Origin of the sequence: Crocosphaera watsonii WH 8501 (genome assembly GCF_000167195.1) — a bacterium.
GTDB classification, from domain to species: Bacteria; Cyanobacteriota; Cyanobacteriia; order Cyanobacteriales; family Microcystaceae; genus Crocosphaera; species Crocosphaera watsonii.
In genome coordinates, this window is sequence record NZ_AADV02000002.1 from 478,142 (window position 1) to 494,629 (window position 16,488).

At 37.7% G+C, this 16,488-nt stretch carries 23 protein-coding genes and 1 pseudogene; 19 read left to right on the forward strand and 5 right to left on the reverse strand.

Annotation, left to right across the window (positions count from 1 at the left end; all coding sequences use genetic code 11):
- Positions 1–187 precede the first annotated feature (187 nt).
- From CWATDRAFT_RS05930 to CWATDRAFT_RS05960, 7 genes are all read left to right on the forward strand, one after another.
- Positions 188–406 carry a transferase hexapeptide repeat containing protein gene (locus CWATDRAFT_RS05930; protein WP_042711212.1) on the forward strand — a complete coding sequence of 73 codons (219 nt, stop codon included), beginning with the start codon at positions 188–190 and terminating at the stop codon, positions 404–406.
- Complete coding sequence (locus CWATDRAFT_RS05935) at positions 403–831, forward strand: type II toxin-antitoxin system VapC family toxin (RefSeq protein ID WP_007304154.1); 429 nt, start codon at positions 403–405, stop codon at positions 829–831. Before CWATDRAFT_RS05930 ends, CWATDRAFT_RS05935 begins: the two co-directional genes overlap by 4 nt.
- A 133-nt stretch (positions 832–964) precedes the next feature.
- Positions 965–1,435 carry a DUF29 domain-containing protein gene (locus tag CWATDRAFT_RS05940; protein ID WP_007304155.1) on the forward strand — a complete coding sequence of 157 codons (471 nt, stop codon included), beginning with the start codon at positions 965–967 and terminating at the stop codon, positions 1,433–1,435.
- 19 nt (positions 1,436–1,454) lie between these two features.
- Positions 1,455–2,252 carry a DUF2934 domain-containing protein gene (locus CWATDRAFT_RS05945; RefSeq protein ID WP_007304156.1) on the forward strand — a complete coding sequence of 266 codons (798 nt, stop codon included), beginning with the start codon at positions 1,455–1,457 and terminating at the stop codon, positions 2,250–2,252.
- Positions 2,137–2,706: a pentapeptide repeat-containing protein gene (locus CWATDRAFT_RS33000; protein ID WP_071892162.1), complete on the forward strand. Its 570-nt coding sequence runs from the start codon at positions 2,137–2,139 to the stop codon at positions 2,704–2,706. Before CWATDRAFT_RS05945 ends, CWATDRAFT_RS33000 begins: the two co-directional genes overlap by 116 nt.
- A gap of 154 nt (positions 2,707–2,860) precedes the next feature.
- On the forward strand, positions 2,861–3,079 hold the full coding sequence (locus CWATDRAFT_RS05955) for a hypothetical protein (protein WP_007304157.1): 219 nt from the start codon (positions 2,861–2,863) through the stop codon (positions 3,077–3,079).
- The gene (locus CWATDRAFT_RS05960; protein ID WP_007304158.1) at positions 3,072–3,356 is read left to right on the forward strand and encodes a type II toxin-antitoxin system RelE/ParE family toxin; all 285 of its coding nucleotides are present in this window, start codon (positions 3,072–3,074) and stop codon (positions 3,354–3,356) included. Before CWATDRAFT_RS05955 ends, CWATDRAFT_RS05960 begins: the two co-directional genes overlap by 8 nt.
- A gap of 105 nt (positions 3,357–3,461) precedes the next feature.
- Here CWATDRAFT_RS05960 and CWATDRAFT_RS05965 read toward each other — a convergent pair whose 3' ends face one another.
- From CWATDRAFT_RS05965 to CWATDRAFT_RS05975, 3 genes are all read right to left on the reverse strand, one after another.
- The gene (locus CWATDRAFT_RS05965) at positions 3,462–3,713 is read right to left on the reverse strand and encodes a ParE family toxin-like protein (RefSeq protein ID WP_007304159.1); all 252 of its coding nucleotides are present in this window, start codon (positions 3,711–3,713) and stop codon (positions 3,462–3,464) included.
- A complete protein-coding gene (locus CWATDRAFT_RS05970) occupies positions 3,710–3,916 on the reverse strand; it encodes a hypothetical protein (protein WP_007304160.1) in 207 nt (68 codons plus the stop codon). Before CWATDRAFT_RS05970 ends, CWATDRAFT_RS05965 begins: the two co-directional genes overlap by 4 nt.
- 95 nt (positions 3,917–4,011) lie before the next feature.
- The gene (locus tag CWATDRAFT_RS05975) at positions 4,012–4,233 is read right to left on the reverse strand and encodes a hypothetical protein (RefSeq protein ID WP_007304161.1); all 222 of its coding nucleotides are present in this window, start codon (positions 4,231–4,233) and stop codon (positions 4,012–4,014) included.
- A gap of 239 nt (positions 4,234–4,472) precedes the next feature.
- On the opposite strand from CWATDRAFT_RS05975, the gene CWATDRAFT_RS05980 reads away from it, so the two are divergent.
- The 5 genes from CWATDRAFT_RS05980 to CWATDRAFT_RS05995 all read left to right on the forward strand — a co-directional run bounded on the left by CWATDRAFT_RS05980 (position 4,473) and on the right by CWATDRAFT_RS05995 (position 6,440).
- Positions 4,473–4,736, forward strand: a complete 264-nt coding sequence (locus CWATDRAFT_RS05980) for a type II toxin-antitoxin system Phd/YefM family antitoxin (protein WP_007304162.1) — start codon at positions 4,473–4,475, stop codon at positions 4,734–4,736.
- Positions 4,737–5,072, forward strand: a complete 336-nt coding sequence (locus CWATDRAFT_RS05985) for a type II toxin-antitoxin system RelE family toxin (RefSeq protein ID WP_007304163.1) — start codon at positions 4,737–4,739, stop codon at positions 5,070–5,072.
- 228 nt (positions 5,073–5,300) lie between these two features.
- Positions 5,301–5,504: a type II toxin-antitoxin system HicB family antitoxin gene (locus CWATDRAFT_RS05990; RefSeq protein ID WP_007304164.1), complete on the forward strand. Its 204-nt coding sequence runs from the start codon at positions 5,301–5,303 to the stop codon at positions 5,502–5,504.
- 87 nt (positions 5,505–5,591) lie between these two features.
- Entirely contained in the window at positions 5,592–5,711 is a 120-nt protein-coding gene (locus CWATDRAFT_RS41660) for a type II toxin-antitoxin system HicA family toxin (protein ID WP_412093204.1), read from the forward strand.
- A gap of 165 nt (positions 5,712–5,876) precedes the next feature.
- Complete coding sequence (locus CWATDRAFT_RS05995) at positions 5,877–6,440, forward strand: Uma2 family endonuclease (protein ID WP_007304165.1); 564 nt, start codon at positions 5,877–5,879, stop codon at positions 6,438–6,440.
- Between the two features lie 40 nt (positions 6,441–6,480).
- Here the strand turns inward: CWATDRAFT_RS05995 and CWATDRAFT_RS06000 are convergent.
- A pseudogene (locus CWATDRAFT_RS06000) lies at positions 6,481–6,896 on the reverse strand (universal stress protein).
- A 559-nt stretch (positions 6,897–7,455) separates the two neighbouring features.
- On the opposite strand from CWATDRAFT_RS06000, the gene CWATDRAFT_RS06010 reads away from it, so the two are divergent.
- From CWATDRAFT_RS06010 to CWATDRAFT_RS06025, 5 genes are all read left to right on the forward strand, one after another.
- Positions 7,456–8,658 carry a phosphoglycerate kinase gene (locus CWATDRAFT_RS06010; protein ID WP_007304168.1) on the forward strand — a complete coding sequence of 401 codons (1,203 nt, stop codon included), beginning with the start codon at positions 7,456–7,458 and terminating at the stop codon, positions 8,656–8,658.
- Between the two features lie 146 nt (positions 8,659–8,804).
- A complete protein-coding gene (locus CWATDRAFT_RS06015) occupies positions 8,805–9,629 on the forward strand; it encodes a carbohydrate ABC transporter permease (RefSeq protein WP_007304169.1) in 825 nt (274 codons plus the stop codon).
- Between the two features lie 201 nt (positions 9,630–9,830).
- Positions 9,831–9,974 (forward strand): hypothetical protein, encoded by a 144-nt coding sequence (locus CWATDRAFT_RS38275; protein WP_007304170.1) that lies wholly within the window; start codon positions 9,831–9,833, stop codon positions 9,972–9,974.
- A gap of 11 nt (positions 9,975–9,985) precedes the next feature.
- Positions 9,986–10,447 (forward strand): type II 3-dehydroquinate dehydratase, encoded by a 462-nt coding sequence (gene aroQ / locus CWATDRAFT_RS06020; RefSeq protein ID WP_007304171.1) that lies wholly within the window; start codon positions 9,986–9,988, stop codon positions 10,445–10,447.
- 19 nt (positions 10,448–10,466) lie between these two features.
- Entirely contained in the window at positions 10,467–11,165 is a 699-nt protein-coding gene (locus tag CWATDRAFT_RS06025; protein WP_007304172.1) for a LapA family protein, read from the forward strand.
- A gap of 9 nt (positions 11,166–11,174) precedes the next feature.
- Here the strand turns inward: CWATDRAFT_RS06025 and CWATDRAFT_RS06030 are convergent, their stop codons facing one another.
- Positions 11,175–13,700 (reverse strand): mannose-1-phosphate guanyltransferase, encoded by a 2,526-nt coding sequence (locus tag CWATDRAFT_RS06030; protein WP_007304173.1) that lies wholly within the window; start codon positions 13,698–13,700, stop codon positions 11,175–11,177.
- 159 nt (positions 13,701–13,859) lie between these two features.
- Between CWATDRAFT_RS06030 and CWATDRAFT_RS06035 the strand changes: the two genes are divergently transcribed.
- Together CWATDRAFT_RS06035 and CWATDRAFT_RS06040 are read left to right on the forward strand one after the other, a co-directional pair.
- Positions 13,860–14,633 (forward strand): ABC transporter ATP-binding protein, encoded by a 774-nt coding sequence (locus tag CWATDRAFT_RS06035; RefSeq protein ID WP_007304174.1) that lies wholly within the window; start codon positions 13,860–13,862, stop codon positions 14,631–14,633.
- A 125-nt stretch (positions 14,634–14,758) separates the two neighbouring features.
- Entirely contained in the window at positions 14,759–16,474 is a 1,716-nt protein-coding gene (locus CWATDRAFT_RS06040; protein ID WP_007304175.1) for an ABC1 kinase family protein, read from the forward strand.
- The last annotated feature ends 14 nt before the right edge of the window (positions 16,475–16,488 follow it).

Genomic DNA, 16,488 nt, shown 5'->3' on the forward strand with positions numbered 1-16,488 from the left:
GGTTTTGGGATTGTAGGGAGATAAGATAAATACATTACTGTCTACAACCAGTCTGAATAGTATAATTTGAGCAAAACTTAAATTATTTACACGAATTAGGATTATAAATGAACAATCAAGTGAATTATAATAAAATTACCTTGACTGAACCTTATCTCTGTAAAATCTAACATCATCAATCAATATTATGCTAAACGAAACCAATCTAGAAAAAAGATTAATCGATATTGAACAAGCGATCGCTGATATACAAACTAAGATTAATGAGCAACCATTATCTAATAACTGGTTAGAAAAGATAACAGGCTCAATTTCTGATGAATCTGCTTTTTTAGAAGCATTAGAATATGGGGAAAAATGGCGTAAATCTGAAAAATTAACGGATGAAATAGATGAGGAAAAATGAGATATTTATTAGACACTGATCATATTAGCTTTTTACAGCGAAGATCAGGAACAGAGTATATAAAATTGCTGACTCGAATTAATCAATATCCTGTGGATGAGTTTGCTTTTTCTATTATTAGTTTCCATGAACAAGTAATAAGCGTTCATAGTTTTATTAATCGTGCTAAATCAACCACTGATGTTGTTAGAGGTTATAACTTACTATCAGAAGTTATTCAAGGATTTTCCAATGCTCATATTTTATCTTTTGATACCCAAGCAGCAGAAACTTTTATTCAATTAAGAAAACAAAAAGTTAGAATCGCCACAATGGATCTAAGAATTGCTTCAATTGCACTGTCAAAAGAATTAATATTATTAACTCGTAATGTTCGTGATTTCCAACAAGTTCCTAAGCTAGTAATAGAAGATTGGACAATTTAATATTAATTCAAAAATAAACGGAACGTATTTCATTTTATCATAATCTGAATTATTTATTTTTCCATCTCATGATTCTGCTTTCATTATATGATAAGTGAATTATAATAAGATTACCTTCACTTAACTTCTGTCTATGAATACTAATCCTCTAAACCCCCTAATTACTCAAAAACAACTCTATGATCAAGATTTTTGTTTATGGATAGAACAAACTATTAAACATATAAAAGAACAAGAGTTTGATAAAATTGACTGGGATAATGTTATTGAGGAATTAGATAGTTTGGGTAAGTCCGAGAAACGAGAACTAAAAAATCGCTTAGTTGTTTTATTAGAACACCTATTAAAGCTTGCTTATTGGGAAACTGAAAGAGAGTACAATCAAAGAAATTGTAAAGGAACTATTAGAGAACAAAGAAGACAAATTTTATTATTGCTTGAAGATAGTCCCAGTTTAAAAAACTTATTTTATGATAGTCTTCCTAAATGTTACAGTGATGCAAGAAAAATTGTTCTAGATAAGACTAATCTATATGATAATATTATTCCTATAGAGATTGCTTTTCCCGTTGAAGATATTTTAAATTATGACTATTTACCATAAATTATTAGAGGAGTAAACAGTGAATTGGTTTAGAGATAGATTCAATAATTTTCGTTTAACAGGTTCACAAAATAACAATAGTTTAGAACAAGAAATTGAGCAACGAGCTTATGAACTTTGGGAACAAGCAGGAAGAGAAGAAGGAAGCTTTGATTATTATTACCAAAAAGCAAAACTAGAACGAGAAATTAAACCAACTGCTTATTTACTTTGGGAACAAGCAGGAAACCCTAAAGGAAAATTTCACAAATATTTGCAGCAAGCAGAAAGAGAAATAGAAATTAGATTAATGACTTATTTTCTTTGGAAACAAGATGGACAACCAGAAGATAAATATGATTATTATGAAGACTATTATTGGGAAGAAGCAAAACAAAAAGTTAAGTTTAAACGATTGTCAATTGTATATAAACCTTTTTATTTTGTTGTTGGCAAACCTTACTATTTTCTAGAGAGGAAAATCTTAGAACCAGGGTTAGCATGGACAGATAAACAAGCTTTTTTTGATATTATAGGAAGGTTAGGGAATTTAGCTATTGTTATTGGTGTTATTAGTTTTATTTTTACAGAAGATTACCGTCGCAATGCTGAAGTTTTTTCTGCTTGGCAAACTATTACGAGTGCTGAGGGACAATCAGGAAGTGGAGGAAGAATTGAAGCTTTAGAATTTCTCAATTCTCGACCTTTAAAATTACCATTAATTGGGTTTACTAAAGAATATTGGTACTGGGATAAATGGAGTAATCAATGTAAAAAAAACATGGCGTTTAGGTTATCGGTTTCCACGACAAAGTTTAAGCGGTTTATCTGCACCTAATAAAGCTTATCTTACAGCAATTAATTTATGTGGTGCTAATTTATCGAGAGCTAATCTACAAGATGCTTTTTTATGGAGAGCTAATCTACAAAATGCTAATTTATGGGGAGCTAATCTACAAGATGCTGGTTTATCGAGAGCTAATCTACAAGATGCTAATTTATCGAGAGCTAATCTCAAAAATGCTGATTTAATAGGAGCTAATCTCAAAAATGCTGATTTAATAGGAGCTAATCTATCAGGGGCAATTTATGCCGATTCAAAATCAAATTTTATATTACAAATAGGCTTAACTGATTCTATGTCTACATTAATACTAAAGTGTTCAACGGATAGTTGCATAACAACTTTCTCTGATGATTTTGATCCCAAAAAAGCAGGAATGATTTTAATTAGAAATAAGAAAGATTATGAAAAATGGAAAAACTTTCGTCAAAAAAAATCACCTTATTAAAGTAGTTTTGGCAAAATTTAATAAGTTAACAATCTTATCTGAAATAATATTAATTTGCCCACTAAATAAGCTATATGTAAAAAATATGAAAGACAGGTATTTTTATGTTATTATAAGAGTGATAACGAATTGATTTAACAAAGGAAAAAATAGAATGTCACAAACTATTCAATTTCATCAAATTTTAGAAATGATTGATAGTCTTTCTCTTGATGAACAAGATGATTTAATCAATATTATTCGACATAGACAAATTGAAAAAAGACGGGAAGAAATTGCCAAAAATATCGTTCAAGCTCGTCAAGACTATCAACAAGGAAAAGTATTTCGAGGCAACATTGATGATATTATTACAGAATTAAACAATGACTAAATTAATTATAAGCCCATCCTTTAAAAGAGCTTTTAAAAATATTATCAAGAAAAAGCCAGAGTTAAAATATAAAATTGAATCTAAACTAAGGTTACTGTCTGATAATCCCTATAATCCTATATTGCGCACCCATAAACTAAAAGGAAAATTATCAGGGGCTTGGGCTTGTACTGTTGAATATGATTGTCGTATTGTGTTTTGTTTTGAACAAAATCAAGAAACCTTAGAAGAAGAAATCAATTTAATCGATATTGGAACCCATGATGAAGTTTATTAATAGTAGAGTAGGGTGCGTAAATAATTTTAGGGCATGGGCTTAATAATATTAATCCCCTACAAATGTTGTAAATTTATATACTTTAAAAGTTAATAATAAAATACACTAAACAATTTTATCATATTCAGCATGATGTCCAATCCAAAACCAAGCTAACTCATCCTTATCTTGAACTGCGATTGCTCTATAATGAATTCCGATCCGAACTGACCAAAATTGACCAACTTTTTTAAAATGTAGTGAGGGATAATAGGGATCTTGTTTTAGCTTTTCATAACATTTATCTGCTAGTTTTTGTATATGGGGTGGTAACTGTCGATAATAATACCAAAAATCAGAAGTTGCACGATGTTTCACAAATCTCTACACTTCCCTTCTCTTAACTCTTTTAAAGCTTTTTCTGCTAGTTTATCAAGTTTACCTTCTGTAACATCTTTTTCAAATTTTCGATCCCATTCTTGTGCATCAAATTCAGCAAACCAAGTCCGAAAATTAGCTAGATCGTGATCAGAAAGTTCCCTAACAGCTTGTTTAATTTCCGTTAATTTTGTTTCTCCCATAAATTTTTAGTCTTTAATCTCTAATTATATTAGTAATGATTGTAGCAAAGTCTTTTGAAAAATGCTTTAATCGCAACAAAATATTAACAATTCGTTTAGTCTTTATCATTGAGAATCGATTCTAAAATTTCTGGATTCATTCCATTAGCGATCGCTTGTTTACTTGCTTCTTCCATTACTTCTAGTAAAGGTTTGGGACGGATAGCTTTTTTTAGCATTACATTGAGAAACATTGAGATTTTTTGCTGTTTTTCAGGTTCAGTTTCTCGATAAGCTTTAGCAATTTCATTATCAACTTCAATGGTTATTTTTGACATTATAATTTAGCGATTTAATTTGACACGAATCTACTCTATTGTATCATAAGATGATATATTACAGAATCAAAAAATTAGTAAATTCGATATCTCCGTAAAATGTAACATCATCAATTAATATTATGTTAAACGAAACCAATCTAGAAAAGAGATTAACCAATATTGAATAGGCGATCACAACTTCAGACAAATTTTATAATAAAATGCTAGACTAAGATTAAAGTAACATTATTTTAAATATGGCTAAATACATAACCCTTAACCAAGCACAGAAAAAATTATCTCAATTACCTGATGAAATCATTGACGAACCCATGATTATTACCGATAAAGATAAACCTGTAATAATAGCTATGAGTCCATCACAATTAGATTCTTTGTTAGAGACTATTGAAATTTTGTCAGATCAAGAATTTTGTCAACAATTAAAAATAGGAATAGAAGAATTGAATAGAGGTGAAACATTTAGTTTAGAAGAAGTTAAAGATGAATTAGGATTATAAATGAGCAATAATTTAGAGTATCGAATATTATTGACCAAGCAAGCAAAACAGCTATTAAAAGCAATTAAAGATCGTCGAGAACAAAGCTTGATTTTCAAACGTTTAGAAAAGCTAAAATCTGAACCAGAAAAACAAGGTAAAGCACTAACCAATGAACTAAAAGGATATCGTAGTATTCGTGCAGTTGGACAAAGATATAGAATTGTTTATCAAATTAATGACCAAAATATAACAGTTATAATTGTTGCTATTGGGAGACGTAAGCAAGGAGACAAAAATGATGTTTACGAAGTTATGAGAAGTTTATTATCAGAGATTTCACAAGAAGAAGAATAGTTTTTGTATATGGGGTGGTAACTGTCGATAATAATACCAAAAATCAGAAGTTGCATGATGTTTCACAAATCTCTACACTTCCCTTTATCTTAGTAATAATTGTAGCAAAATCTTTTGAAAAATGCTCTAAAATATCCTAATTACAACAAAATATTAAAAATTAGTTTAGACCTTGTGATTTTCTGTTATACTCAGTTTGGATTATAATTAATAACAAAAAATCACCTTATGAAAGTAAAAGTTATTATCCATGAAGCAGAAGAAGGAGGTTTTTGCGCAGAAGTTCCTGCACTTCCAGGTTGTGCAACCCAAGGAGATACTTTCGAGGAATTATTACAAAACCTTTATGAAGCAATAGAAGGTTATCTATCCGTCGATATTGAAACCATTAAAACTGATGATAAGACTCGTATTCTTGATATTGCTGTATAATTTATGAAGTCTATTTCTGGTAAAAAATTTGCTAAGATTCTAGAACGGAATGGTTGGATAAAAGTTAGAGTCTAAGTAAGTCATCATATCTATGCGAACCCCAAGAAAATCAATAAAATTTCTCTTCCTATTTATGGAAATAAAGACCTAAAACTTGGCTTGTTAAAACATTTTATGAAACAAGCAGAACTAACAGAAGAAGATTAAAGATCAACTAAATAATTTTATCCTATTTAGCATTATTTACAATCCAAAACCAAGCTAAATAATCATCATTTAGGTTACTTTTTATTTTTTTATGTTACAATTAAGGATGATTTGATGTAGTAAATAAATAAAGGTTTAGTAACTGTGGTTATAGCACCTCAAATAATGTCATTAGAAGACTATTTTAACTACGAAGACGAGACGGAGAATCGTTATGAACTAGAAAATGGAGAATTATTAACTATGCCTCCTGAGAGTGACTTAAATCTTCGTATCGCTTCATTGTCATTTGCTTATTTTGCTATCCAAGGAATTCCCTCTTATCGTTTAAGAATAGGGACAGAAATCGTAGTCACAGGAAGTAAAGCAACCGTCCGTTTACCAGACTTAATGGTACTATCAGAAGAGTTAGTAATAGCATTACAATCTGCAAGTCGTTCAACAATTACAATGGATATGCCACCTCCTCAGTTAGTGATAGAAGTGGTATCACCAGGGAAAAAAAATAGAGATAGAGATTATCGTTATAAGCGATCGCAATATCAAGCTAGAGGAATCTCTGAATATTGGATTGTTGATCCCATTGAACAAAAAATCACTATATTTAACTTAGTAGAAGGATTATATGAAGAAAGAATATTTAAAGAAGATCAGGCGATCGCTTCACAATTATTATCAGAACTAAATTTAACATCTCAGCTAACAGTAGGCAAAGTTTTATCTCAATAATTAACAATGGACAATTGATAATTGCCCATTGAAAAGAAGATTAAGGAATAATTAGAATGGGACAAGGAGCCAAATTAATCACTAAATTAGTAACACTTTCAGAAGATCCTTCCGCTGTCAAACCGAGTCCCCGTGATCCCATGACAATTAATTCCACATTGGTTTCATCGGCCACATCACAAATAATAAAACGGGGTTTTCCTTCCTTTTCAATAACTTCTGCTTCGATCCCTTGCTCAGCAACCAAAGCTTGGGCCCCTTGTAATAATTGAGCCACTGCTTCAAGTAGAAGTCATGATTCCTCCTTGAGAAACCCCTTCACCATCGGGGTTTTTTTCAACTACCGACAACAAAATTTAAACGACTGTCATAAGTCTTGACTAGATTAATAACTGTTTCAGCCGCTTCACGGGTTTCTCGACTTTGATCCACCGGAAACAAAATTGTTTTAAACATAACTTAATTCCTCTTTTGGAAAGCAATTCAGGTACAATCAGCAACACCATGCGATCATCTGCTCCCATCTCAATACTACTCGAATAAGCTTAAAAACTTTAGGAAATGGGAAGGGTGGGGAGGGTGGGAAACCTGGGAAGCAATATTAATATTTTGCTCCCCAGTCACCCAGTCACTCAGTCACCCAGTCACCCAGTCACCCAGTCATCCAGTCACCCAGTCACCCAGTCACCCCAGTCTCCCAGTCCCCCAGTCTCCCAGTCCCCCAGTCTCCCCCATCCTCATTTTGCTCTCTCAGAGGTTACCCGCATTTCTCACAAATTCTGCGATCGCTAAACTTCAAACCATTATGTAGTCTGAGTTTAACCTTGATTTGAGGGGCGAGTAAAAAATAACAGTGTGCCATTTTAAGCGATCGCTTGAAAAATAAGCCACATCTAACCTCTAGCTGATTACTGATCAGTTTGTGAGAAATGCGGGGTTAGGGGTGTTGTGTTTAGGTACAAGCTGATTTAATCTTTTTTTAGCATCTCTAAGCAATCATTGGAGGATATTAACTGTGTCTAAGAAAACGATCGCCAATTTATCAGCAGCGGATCTCGCTGGAAAACGAGTATTAGTAAGGGTTGATTTTAACGTTCCTTTCGACAACGGAAGCATCACCGATGACACCCGTATTCGTGCAGCTTTACCCACCATCAAAGAATTGATCAGCAATGGGGCAAAAGTTATCCTCTGTAGCCACATGGGTCGTCCCAAGGGTAAAGTAGTTGATAGCATGAGTTTAACGCCGGTTGCAGCCCGTTTAGGGGAGTTATTAGGGCAAAAAGTCACCATGTGTGATGATTGTGTTGGAGAGTCCGTTACAGCCGCCATTGGTGGGCTAGAAAATGGTCAAGTTGCTCTACTGGAAAATCTCCGTTTCCACTCAGAAGAAGAAGGTAACGATCCCGAATTTGCCAAGCAGTTAGCAGCTAACGCCGATTTATACGTTAACGATGCCTTTGGAACTGCTCACCGCGCCCACGCTTCTACTGAAGGGGTGACACACTATTTAAGTCCTAGTGTTGCTGGTTATTTGATTGAGAAAGAACTGCAATATTTACAAGCTGCGATCGAAAACCCCCAACGTCCTTTAGTGGCTATTATCGGTGGTTCTAAAGTTTCTAGTAAAATTGGTGTAATTGAAACCCTACTGGAAAAATGCGATAAGCTCATCATTGGCGGTGGCATGATTTTCACCTTTTATAAAGCCCGTGGCTTAAATGTTGGTAAGTCTTTGGTAGAAGACGATAAGTTAGAATTAGCTAAGTCTCTCGAAGCCAAAGCCAAAGAGAAAGGTGTGGATTTCTTGTTACCTTCTGATGTAGTTTTAGCCGATAACTTTGCCCCTGATGCTAATGCTAAAACTACCAGTATTGACAACATTGAAGACGGTTGGATGGGCTTAGATATTGGCCCTGATTCCATTAAACTGTTCCAAGACGCTTTATCTGATTGTAAAGCAGTCATTTGGAATGGTCCGATGGGAGTATTTGAATTCGATAAATTTGCTGCTGGGACCGAAGCGATCGCCCGTACCTTAGCTGAGTTAACCGGCACAGGAACCACTACTATTATCGGCGGTGGTGACTCTGTTGCTGCTGTTGAAAAAGTTGGTGTGGCTGAGAAAATGAGCCACATTTCTACTGGTGGTGGTGCTAGTTTAGAACTGTTAGAAAGTAAAGTTTTACCTGGTATTGCTGCCTTAGACGAAGCGTGAACTACCCCAACTAAGCTCCGTTTCTAATATCAAAAGGTAGGGGCGAACGGCCGTTCGCCCCTACTTGATTTAGACAAACATGACAAGTCTGAGAACTAGGGACCTAACCACGGAAACCTTGTACTTAGAAACAGGGTCTTTAAAACATGATCAAGCAAACAACCGTAAAACAAAAGTTTTTACTCTACTTAATTTTGAGTGCGATCGCAGTAGCCATGCTTTTTCCCTTACTATGGTTATTGAGTACCGCCTTAAAATCCCCCACAGAAGATATTTTTACCCATTGGTTGCCCACCCAACCCACCTGGAATAATTTCCGTGTCGTCTGGCAAACCTATCCTTTCGGACAATATCTCTGGAATAGTACAATTATTGCCGTTTTAACCGTCTGCTTAAACCTACTATTTTGTTCCTTAGCAGCTTATCCTTTAGCTAGACTTGACTTTCGGGGAAGGGATAGCATTTTTGCCGGGGTGATCGCCACCATCATGATTCCTTTTCAAATTGTCATGATTCCCTTATATATTCTCACCGTGCAGTTAGGTTTACGTAATACCTATTTAGGGGTAATTTTTCCCAGTTTAGCCTCAGCTTTTGGCATTTTTCTCCTACGTCAAGCGTTTCAAGGGGTTCCCAAAGAATTAGAAGAAGCAGCAAGAATAGATGCTTGTTCAGAGTTGGGGATCTGGTGGCATATTATGCTACCGTCGATCCGTCCTGCTTTAGTCACTTTAGCTATTTTCGTCTTTATTGGTTCCTGGAGTGATTTTTTATGGCCTTTAATAGTCTTAGATCGCCCCGAATACTATACCTTGCCTTTAGGGGTGGCTAAACTTGCCAGTGCCTTAGATTTAGACTGGCGAATGATTGCTGCTGGCTCAATTATCTCTATTATTCCTGTGATTTTCTTATTTGTCTTTTTGCAACGCTATATTATTCCCACAGAAACAGGAAGCGGTGTCAAAGGGTAACGAAGATAATATTAAGCCTAATTGCCCATCTTTCAAAATTTTATGTTATGCTTTATATAAATATAAACTCGTTTATTGCCCAAGTTTGTCCTTATCCTTAACAGTACCAAAATCTGTAGACTAAATAAAAACCCAACGGTGCGTTAAACAGTTGACAAACAATTCAAGGGAAGCAACTATATCACAGGAGCCTTCTGCCTGATGGACTATTTAGAAAAAGTTCTAGAAAAGCTTAAAGAATTAGCACAAGAGCTAATCGAAACCTTACTAGGCCCTCAAGCCGAAACCGAACCAGAACTTATCCCCATTCCAGTTAACGACCCACAGCGTCGCCGTAATGGATAAGTAGGCTTGGTGTGTTAACTCAGTCTTCCGAAAAGCTAAGTATCCTGGTAGTTCACGGACCGAACCTGAATATGTTAGGTGTTCGTGAACCAGGAACCTACGGTAATGTCACCTTAGAAACTATCAACTGTCTTCTCGGCGAGAAGGCGGAATATTTAGGCTGTAGCTTATCTATAGTACAATCCAACCAGGAAGGGGACTTAGTGGATGCTATTCAAGCCGCCTTGGGTCAACATCAAGGAATACTTATTAATGCCGCAGCTTATACTCATACTAGCGTTGCTATTCGGGACGCTCTATCTGCGGTGAAAATACCAACGGTAGAGGTTCATTTAAGTAACATTTATCAAAGAGAAAGCTTTCGCCATCATTCTTATATTGCTCCGGTTGCAGTAGGACAGATTAGCGGTTTTGGATCTAATAGTTATCTCTTAGGACTAGATGCTTTACATCATTATCTTAACCAAACATAGCCATCTTGAAAGATAATGGTTGAATAAAGCAGTAGGAATTGCTATGTGGTTAATTGTATTAGGATTGATGTTAATCGGAACAGTGATTAATGTGTTGCAAAATCAGCAACCCATTACCCTTTATTTTTTGGGAACTGATAGCAACACCGCTTTATTTTCACTGCAACTGCCATTGGGTATTTGGGTAGTTTTATTTACCCTAGCAGGAATCATTACCAGTGCCTTGATTCAATTTTTGAGGCGATCGCCTGTTGCTTTTTCATCCAAACCACCTCGTAACCGTCGTCCTCCTACTCCAGAACTCCCTGAAACCCCATATTCTAGGCCCGAACCTCAAAAATCTGATTGGGAAACCTCTCCACCGCCAGAATGGGAAAATAGCACAGAAGAAGAGGAAGATGAGTGGGATATTGAAGAACCTCCCACAGAAAACACCATTCCCCGTCAACCCTCTAGCATTAAAGATACAGACTCAGAGTTTGAGGTGAAAAAGCCCCCCAAGGCTGTATCTCAAGAAGGAACAGTATACTCCTATACCTATAGAGAATTAAGCGATCGCATCTCGTCTCAACCATCTCCAGACTCTCCTAAACCGAAAAAACAGCCCTCATCTTCTCAACCGAGTCGGGATGTTTATGACGCTCAGTATCGTATTATCACCCCTCCCTATAAACCCTCTCAAGATCCTAATGATGAAGATGAGGAAAATTGGGTTTGATTGACACTGCTACATACTATTCAAATTGTCTTGCTCATGTTCTATAAATTTTTGTACTTTATGACGATACTCTCTAAGAGTAACATCTACCCATTCTCGATCATCGCTATTAGCGACAATATGAACAAAAGCGTCTCCTGCGTCGGGTAAAATTAAGACCCAGTTATCATTTTGGGGATTAATAATTTTGACCCCATCGATTAATTCGAGTTGTTCATGATGATGAATTTCTACTAAATAACGCATTAAAGCCCCTTTAATCTTCCAAGGACAGCGTAAAACGTAGGATTTATGACAAATACGAGGTAATTCTGCCTGAATTTGTACCAGCGATCGCCCTTGAGTAGCCAACATTTCCAATAATTTCGCTAAACTAAACATGGCATCGAACCCAGGATGTAACTGGGGAAAGATAAAGCCGGTGTCTCCACTTCCCCCCAAAGAAACGTTAGAATTAGCTTGTGCCGCTTCCATCAAGGCAGTGGGGTTAGATTTAGTGCGAATCACTCTACCATCGTGACGACGGGCAATTTGTTCAACCGCGCTGGATGCTTCCACTGGAACCACCACAATACTACGGGGATAAGCAGTAAAAATAGTATTCACCATCAAAGCCGTTAACCATTCTCCTCGGATGGGTAAGCCAGATTCATCTACTAGGATAAACTGTTCTCCATTAGCAGAAACCTGGGCCCCTAAATTCGCTTTTACGGCTTCAACCACCTGGCCCAGTTGATGGAGTAAGGACTCTCGTTCCTCAGTGGGAACCGAAGTTTGACGGAGACTAGCGTTGAGGACAATGGCATCACAGCCAAATTTAGTGAGAAGTTGCGGTAAAATCGCTCCTGACACCCCATAAGCGTAGTCAATGACAATTTTGGGTTCACTGTTACTAATGCTGTCAAGATCCAGTTGGGTTTCAAAAGTTTGGCGATAGGTTTCAATGATTTGTGCAGGATAGGCCATAATGCCAATATCAGCAATACCAACCCGTCGTAAATCTTCTTTAAAATAAGCCCCTTCAATTTTCTTTTCTTGGGACTTAGAAATATTAATACCTTCGTCGTCAAAAAATTCGATTAAAATGTGATCCATGCGATCGGGATGGGCCCGTAAATGAACCCCACCGGATACCCCTAACTTGGGGGTCATGGTACGGGAAATAGGTATAGCCGTGGCTTCGAGGTTTTGGATATCGATACCCACCGACATCAACCCAGAAATCAAGGAACGACTAATCATGCGAGAAAAACCCCGTTGATCCCTTGACACCACCACTTGTGATCCTGCTTTGAGGGTTGATCCATAAGCGGCACCCAATTTCACAGCAAATTCCGGGGTAATATCGATATTAGCCAATCCTGTCACACCCCGTTGACCAAACAAATTGCGATTGGCTGTGCTACCCCAAATTAGGTTAATATTCAAGATGGCTCCCGATTCGATGCGTTTACTCGGCCAAACTCGTACATTCGAGCTAATTTGTGCTTCTTCTCCCACAATAGACAAAGGTCCAATAATTGCCCCTTCTAATACTTGGGCCCGACGGTCAAGACGGGTTCCTCTAGCAATAACACAGGCGGCTAAGTAGGATTCATCGCCAATGGTAACACCATTCCAAATAATCGGTCGTTTTAAGTCAGAAACTGCTCCGATGGTGACGTTATCACCGATGACACAGCCTTGTTCAATCACCACCCCAGAGCCAATCCGACAGTTATCACCAATCAGTGCAGGAGGTTCAATTCTGGCCGTGGGATCAATATAAGTATTTTGTCCCAACCAGATCCCAGGAGACTCTTCAGTATAGGCAAAATAAAGTTTAACTTTTTTTTCTAAAGCATCGTACTGCGCTTCTCGATAAGCATCTAGATGTCCGACATCGCACCAGTATCCTTCGGCAATATAACCATACATGGGTTCTCCTTTGGCAAGGAGAAGGGGAAATAAATCCTTGGAAAAGTCGCTTTCTTGCTTTAGTGGAAGGTATTCAAGCACCTCCGGTTCTAAAATGTAGGTACCTGTGTTAACTGTGTCGGAAAAAATTTCGCTGGAGGAGGGTTTTTCTAGAAAACGACTAATTTTTTGCTCTTGGTCCGTGATAACCACCCCAAACTCCATAGGGTTAGGGACACGGGTAAGGACGAGGGTGGCCTTAGATTTTTTTTGACGATGAAAGGCGATCGCAGCTTGGAGGTCAAAATCGGTGATACTATCGCCACTAATGACCAAAAAGGTGTTCTGTAGCAGATCCTCAACGTTTTTTACACAACCTGCGGTTCCTAGTGGTTGTTCATCCTCCACAGCGTAGGTTATTTCCACTCCAAACTCTCTGCCATCTTGAAAATAATCCCGCATGACATCGGGAAGATAATATAAAGTGGCGATAATTTCTGTTATGTTATTTCGTCTCAGTAAATTAATAATATGTTCTGCAATGGGGCGATTTAATATCGGTACCATCGGTTTAGGTAAATCGCAGGTCAATGGACGTAGCCGAGTTCCCGATCCACCAGCCATTAGCACTGCACGCATAAATCCTCCTCAATGGTTTATTTTGGTGACTTTTTTTGACAATTTCAGCTAAAATCTTTCTCCTCTACCATAGCTTATTTTCAAAGGAATTCCTGCTCTGACTGAAGCAGTTGCATGGACTATACTTAATATAAAGTACATATATTGGTTAGACAGATCATGATCGGCGATAGTCCCTCTTTAAGCGAAAATTTACATCCAACCCATCAATCTGATTCTGACCATTCCATAATTGTTAGTCTAGAAGAAATTACAAAAATCTATGGAAGTGAGAATACCAAAGTCAAAGCCTTAGACAACATTGAGCTAACTATCGAAAAGGGAGAATACTGCACTATTACGGGAGCGTCAGGCTCAGGAAAGTCAACGATGATGAATATCATTGGTTGTCTTGACCGCCCCTCTTCTGGACAATATCATTTGGATGGGATAGATGTGTCTCAACTGCCTGATTCCCACCTAGCCGGTATCCGTAACCGTAAAATTGGTTTTGTTTTTCAACAATTCCACCTTTTACCGCAAATGACTGCCTTGGAAAACGTTATTCTGCCAATGATTTATGCTGAGGTGTCTCCATCCGAACGGCGGAAACGCGCCCTAGAAGCTTTGGAAAGGGTAGGTTTAGGTAATAGAGTTAACAACAGGCCCAATCAACTTTCAGGGGGACAACAACAACGGGTGGCCATCGCCAGAGCGATCGTCAATGAGCCTGTGCTGCTCCTGGCTGATGAACCTACGGGAGCCTTAGACTCCAAAACCACTGAGGAAGTTTTAGACATTTTTGAAAGCCTCTATCAAGCAGGTATTACTGTGGTAGTTGTTACCCACGAGTCAGCAGTAGCTCGCCATTCTCGTCGAGTTATTTGGTTTCGGGATGGTAAAGTAATTCATAGCAATCTTAACCCCCAAGAATTACATTCGGTTATCGATTAAGAAATGTTGCGGAAAAGAGAAAAATCAGGGATAATATAGCTTTAAGATAGTCATATTTTTTTTATATCAAACTAAAATTTCATTTTTTCCTTACTTTTGAGTTCAGAGGCAATTAGTAGACGCTTGTGACTTCGCAAACAACCGAATCTCATTACCCCAGTCCCAACATTCAACAGCAAAAACGCTATGATGCTGCTGAGATCGCCCGTTATTATCGTTCACGTCCTTGGGAAGTGATCCAACGAGCCGCAACTATTATTTGGTCTTTCGGCTGGTTTTTGCTCCATCTACAATGGGATAACTGGTTCAATCCCGATCAAGACAACAAACAAAAATGCGCCACCAAACTAAGGCTGATTTTGACCTGTTTAGGACCAACTTTCATTAAAGTTGGACAGGCATTATCAACCCGTCCTGACCTAATTCGTCCTGATTTTCTAGAAGAACTGATTAAACTCCAGGACCAACTGCCACCTTTCGATAACAAAATTGCTTTTTCTATTATAGAGAAATCTCTAGGTATTAGCATCACTCAAGCCTATCGAGAAATTTCCCCCGATCCCGTAGCAGCAGCCAGTTTAGGACAGGTTTACCGCGCAGTGCTACACACAGGGGAAGAAGTGGCGGTTAAAGTACAACGACCCAAACTCAGACCCATTTTAACCCGTGACCTTTTCCTAATGCGTTGGGCAGCTTGTCAGTTTGGTCGCTTCTTACCCCTAAATTTAGGTCACGATTTAACCCTGATTATTGACGAATTTGGGGTTAAATTGTTTGAAGAAATCGACTACGTTAACGAAGGCAGAAACGCCGAGAAATTTGCGGCCAACTTCCGAGAAGATGATGACGTTAAAGTTCCGGTTATTTACTGGTCTTACAGTAGCGATCGCATCTTAACCTTAGAGTGGATACAGGGTTACAAATTGACAGATCCCGACAAAATTATCGCAGCAGGATTAGACCCCTATGCGATCGTGAGAATTGGTGTAACATCTGGGTTAAGACAACTGTTGGAACACGGATTTTTCCATGCTGATCCCCACCCTGGCAACCTATTTGCTACCCTCGATGGGCGCATGGCCTTTATTGATTTTGGCATGATGGATCAGTTAGAGGAAAATACCAAAGAAACCATTGCCAGTTCCGTTGTGCAGTTAATCAATCAAGATTATAATGCCTTAGCGAGAGATTTTGTACAGTTAGGTTTTTTGACCCCTGATACCGATATTGACCCCATTATTCCGGCATTAGAAAGGGTTCTAGGCAATGCGATCGGTCAAAGTGTGGGAGATTTTAACTTCAAAACCATCACCGACGATTTTTCGGAATTGATGTATGAATATCCCTTCCGAGTTCCGGCCAAATTTGCCCTAATTATTCGCTCACTAATTACCCAGGAAGGATTAGCCCTCAGTCTTGATTCTGAGTTCAAAATTGTGGAGGTGGCCTATCCTTATGTTGCCAGACGGTTACTAACCGGAGAATCGGCACAACTGAGAAGACGACTCTTAGAAGTGTTGTTCAAAGATGAGAAGTTCCAGTGGCAACGATTAGAAAACATGATCAATATTGCCCGTTCTGATGGACAATTTGATCTCTTGCCAACGGCACAATTAGGATTACAATATTTGTTATCTGATGAAGGAAGATATTTACGTCATCAATTATTGTTAGCCTTGACAGAAGACGATCGCTTACACACCGAAGAAGTACAACGTATTTGGGCGTTAATTAGTGACGATCTTCAACCCCAACAATTATTTGGTGTTGCTGTGAAGGCGTTTCAACAATTCTCTAGTGTAGGAGTTGCTGCCATTCTTCCCAAAGCCGATTTCAATTAACCTATTATTCATTC

Coding starts and splice junctions, on each gene's coding strand:
- CWATDRAFT_RS05935 (WP_007304154.1), top strand. CDS start 403: ATGAGATATTTATTAGACACTGATCATATTAGCTTTTTACAGCGAAGA.
- CWATDRAFT_RS05975 (WP_007304161.1), bottom strand. CDS start 4,233: ATGTCAAAAATAACCATTGAAGTTGATAATGAAATTGCTAAAGCTTAT.
- CWATDRAFT_RS06030 (WP_007304173.1), bottom strand. CDS start 13,700: ATGCGTGCAGTGCTAATGGCTGGTGGATCGGGAACTCGGCTACGTCCA.
- CWATDRAFT_RS05970 (WP_007304160.1), bottom strand. CDS start 3,916: ATGGGAGAAACAAAATTAACGGAAATTAAACAAGCTGTTAGGGAACTT.
- CWATDRAFT_RS05990 (WP_007304164.1), top strand. CDS start 5,301: ATGAAAGTAAAAGTTATTATCCATGAAGCAGAAGAAGGAGGTTTTTGC.
- CWATDRAFT_RS06015 (WP_007304169.1), top strand. CDS start 8,805: ATGATCAAGCAAACAACCGTAAAACAAAAGTTTTTACTCTACTTAATT.
- CWATDRAFT_RS38275 (WP_007304170.1), top strand. CDS start 9,831: ATGGACTATTTAGAAAAAGTTCTAGAAAAGCTTAAAGAATTAGCACAA.
- CWATDRAFT_RS05955 (WP_007304157.1), top strand. CDS start 2,861: ATGTCACAAACTATTCAATTTCATCAAATTTTAGAAATGATTGATAGT.
- CWATDRAFT_RS05980 (WP_007304162.1), top strand. CDS start 4,473: ATGGCTAAATACATAACCCTTAACCAAGCACAGAAAAAATTATCTCAA.
- CWATDRAFT_RS05940 (WP_007304155.1), top strand. CDS start 965: ATGAATACTAATCCTCTAAACCCCCTAATTACTCAAAAACAACTCTAT.
- CWATDRAFT_RS05930 (WP_042711212.1), top strand. CDS start 188: ATGCTAAACGAAACCAATCTAGAAAAAAGATTAATCGATATTGAACAA.
- CWATDRAFT_RS06035 (WP_007304174.1), top strand. CDS start 13,860: ATGATCGGCGATAGTCCCTCTTTAAGCGAAAATTTACATCCAACCCAT.
- CWATDRAFT_RS05960 (WP_007304158.1), top strand. CDS start 3,072: ATGACTAAATTAATTATAAGCCCATCCTTTAAAAGAGCTTTTAAAAAT.
- CWATDRAFT_RS05985 (WP_007304163.1), top strand. CDS start 4,737: ATGAGCAATAATTTAGAGTATCGAATATTATTGACCAAGCAAGCAAAA.
- CWATDRAFT_RS05995 (WP_007304165.1), top strand. CDS start 5,877: ATGTCATTAGAAGACTATTTTAACTACGAAGACGAGACGGAGAATCGT.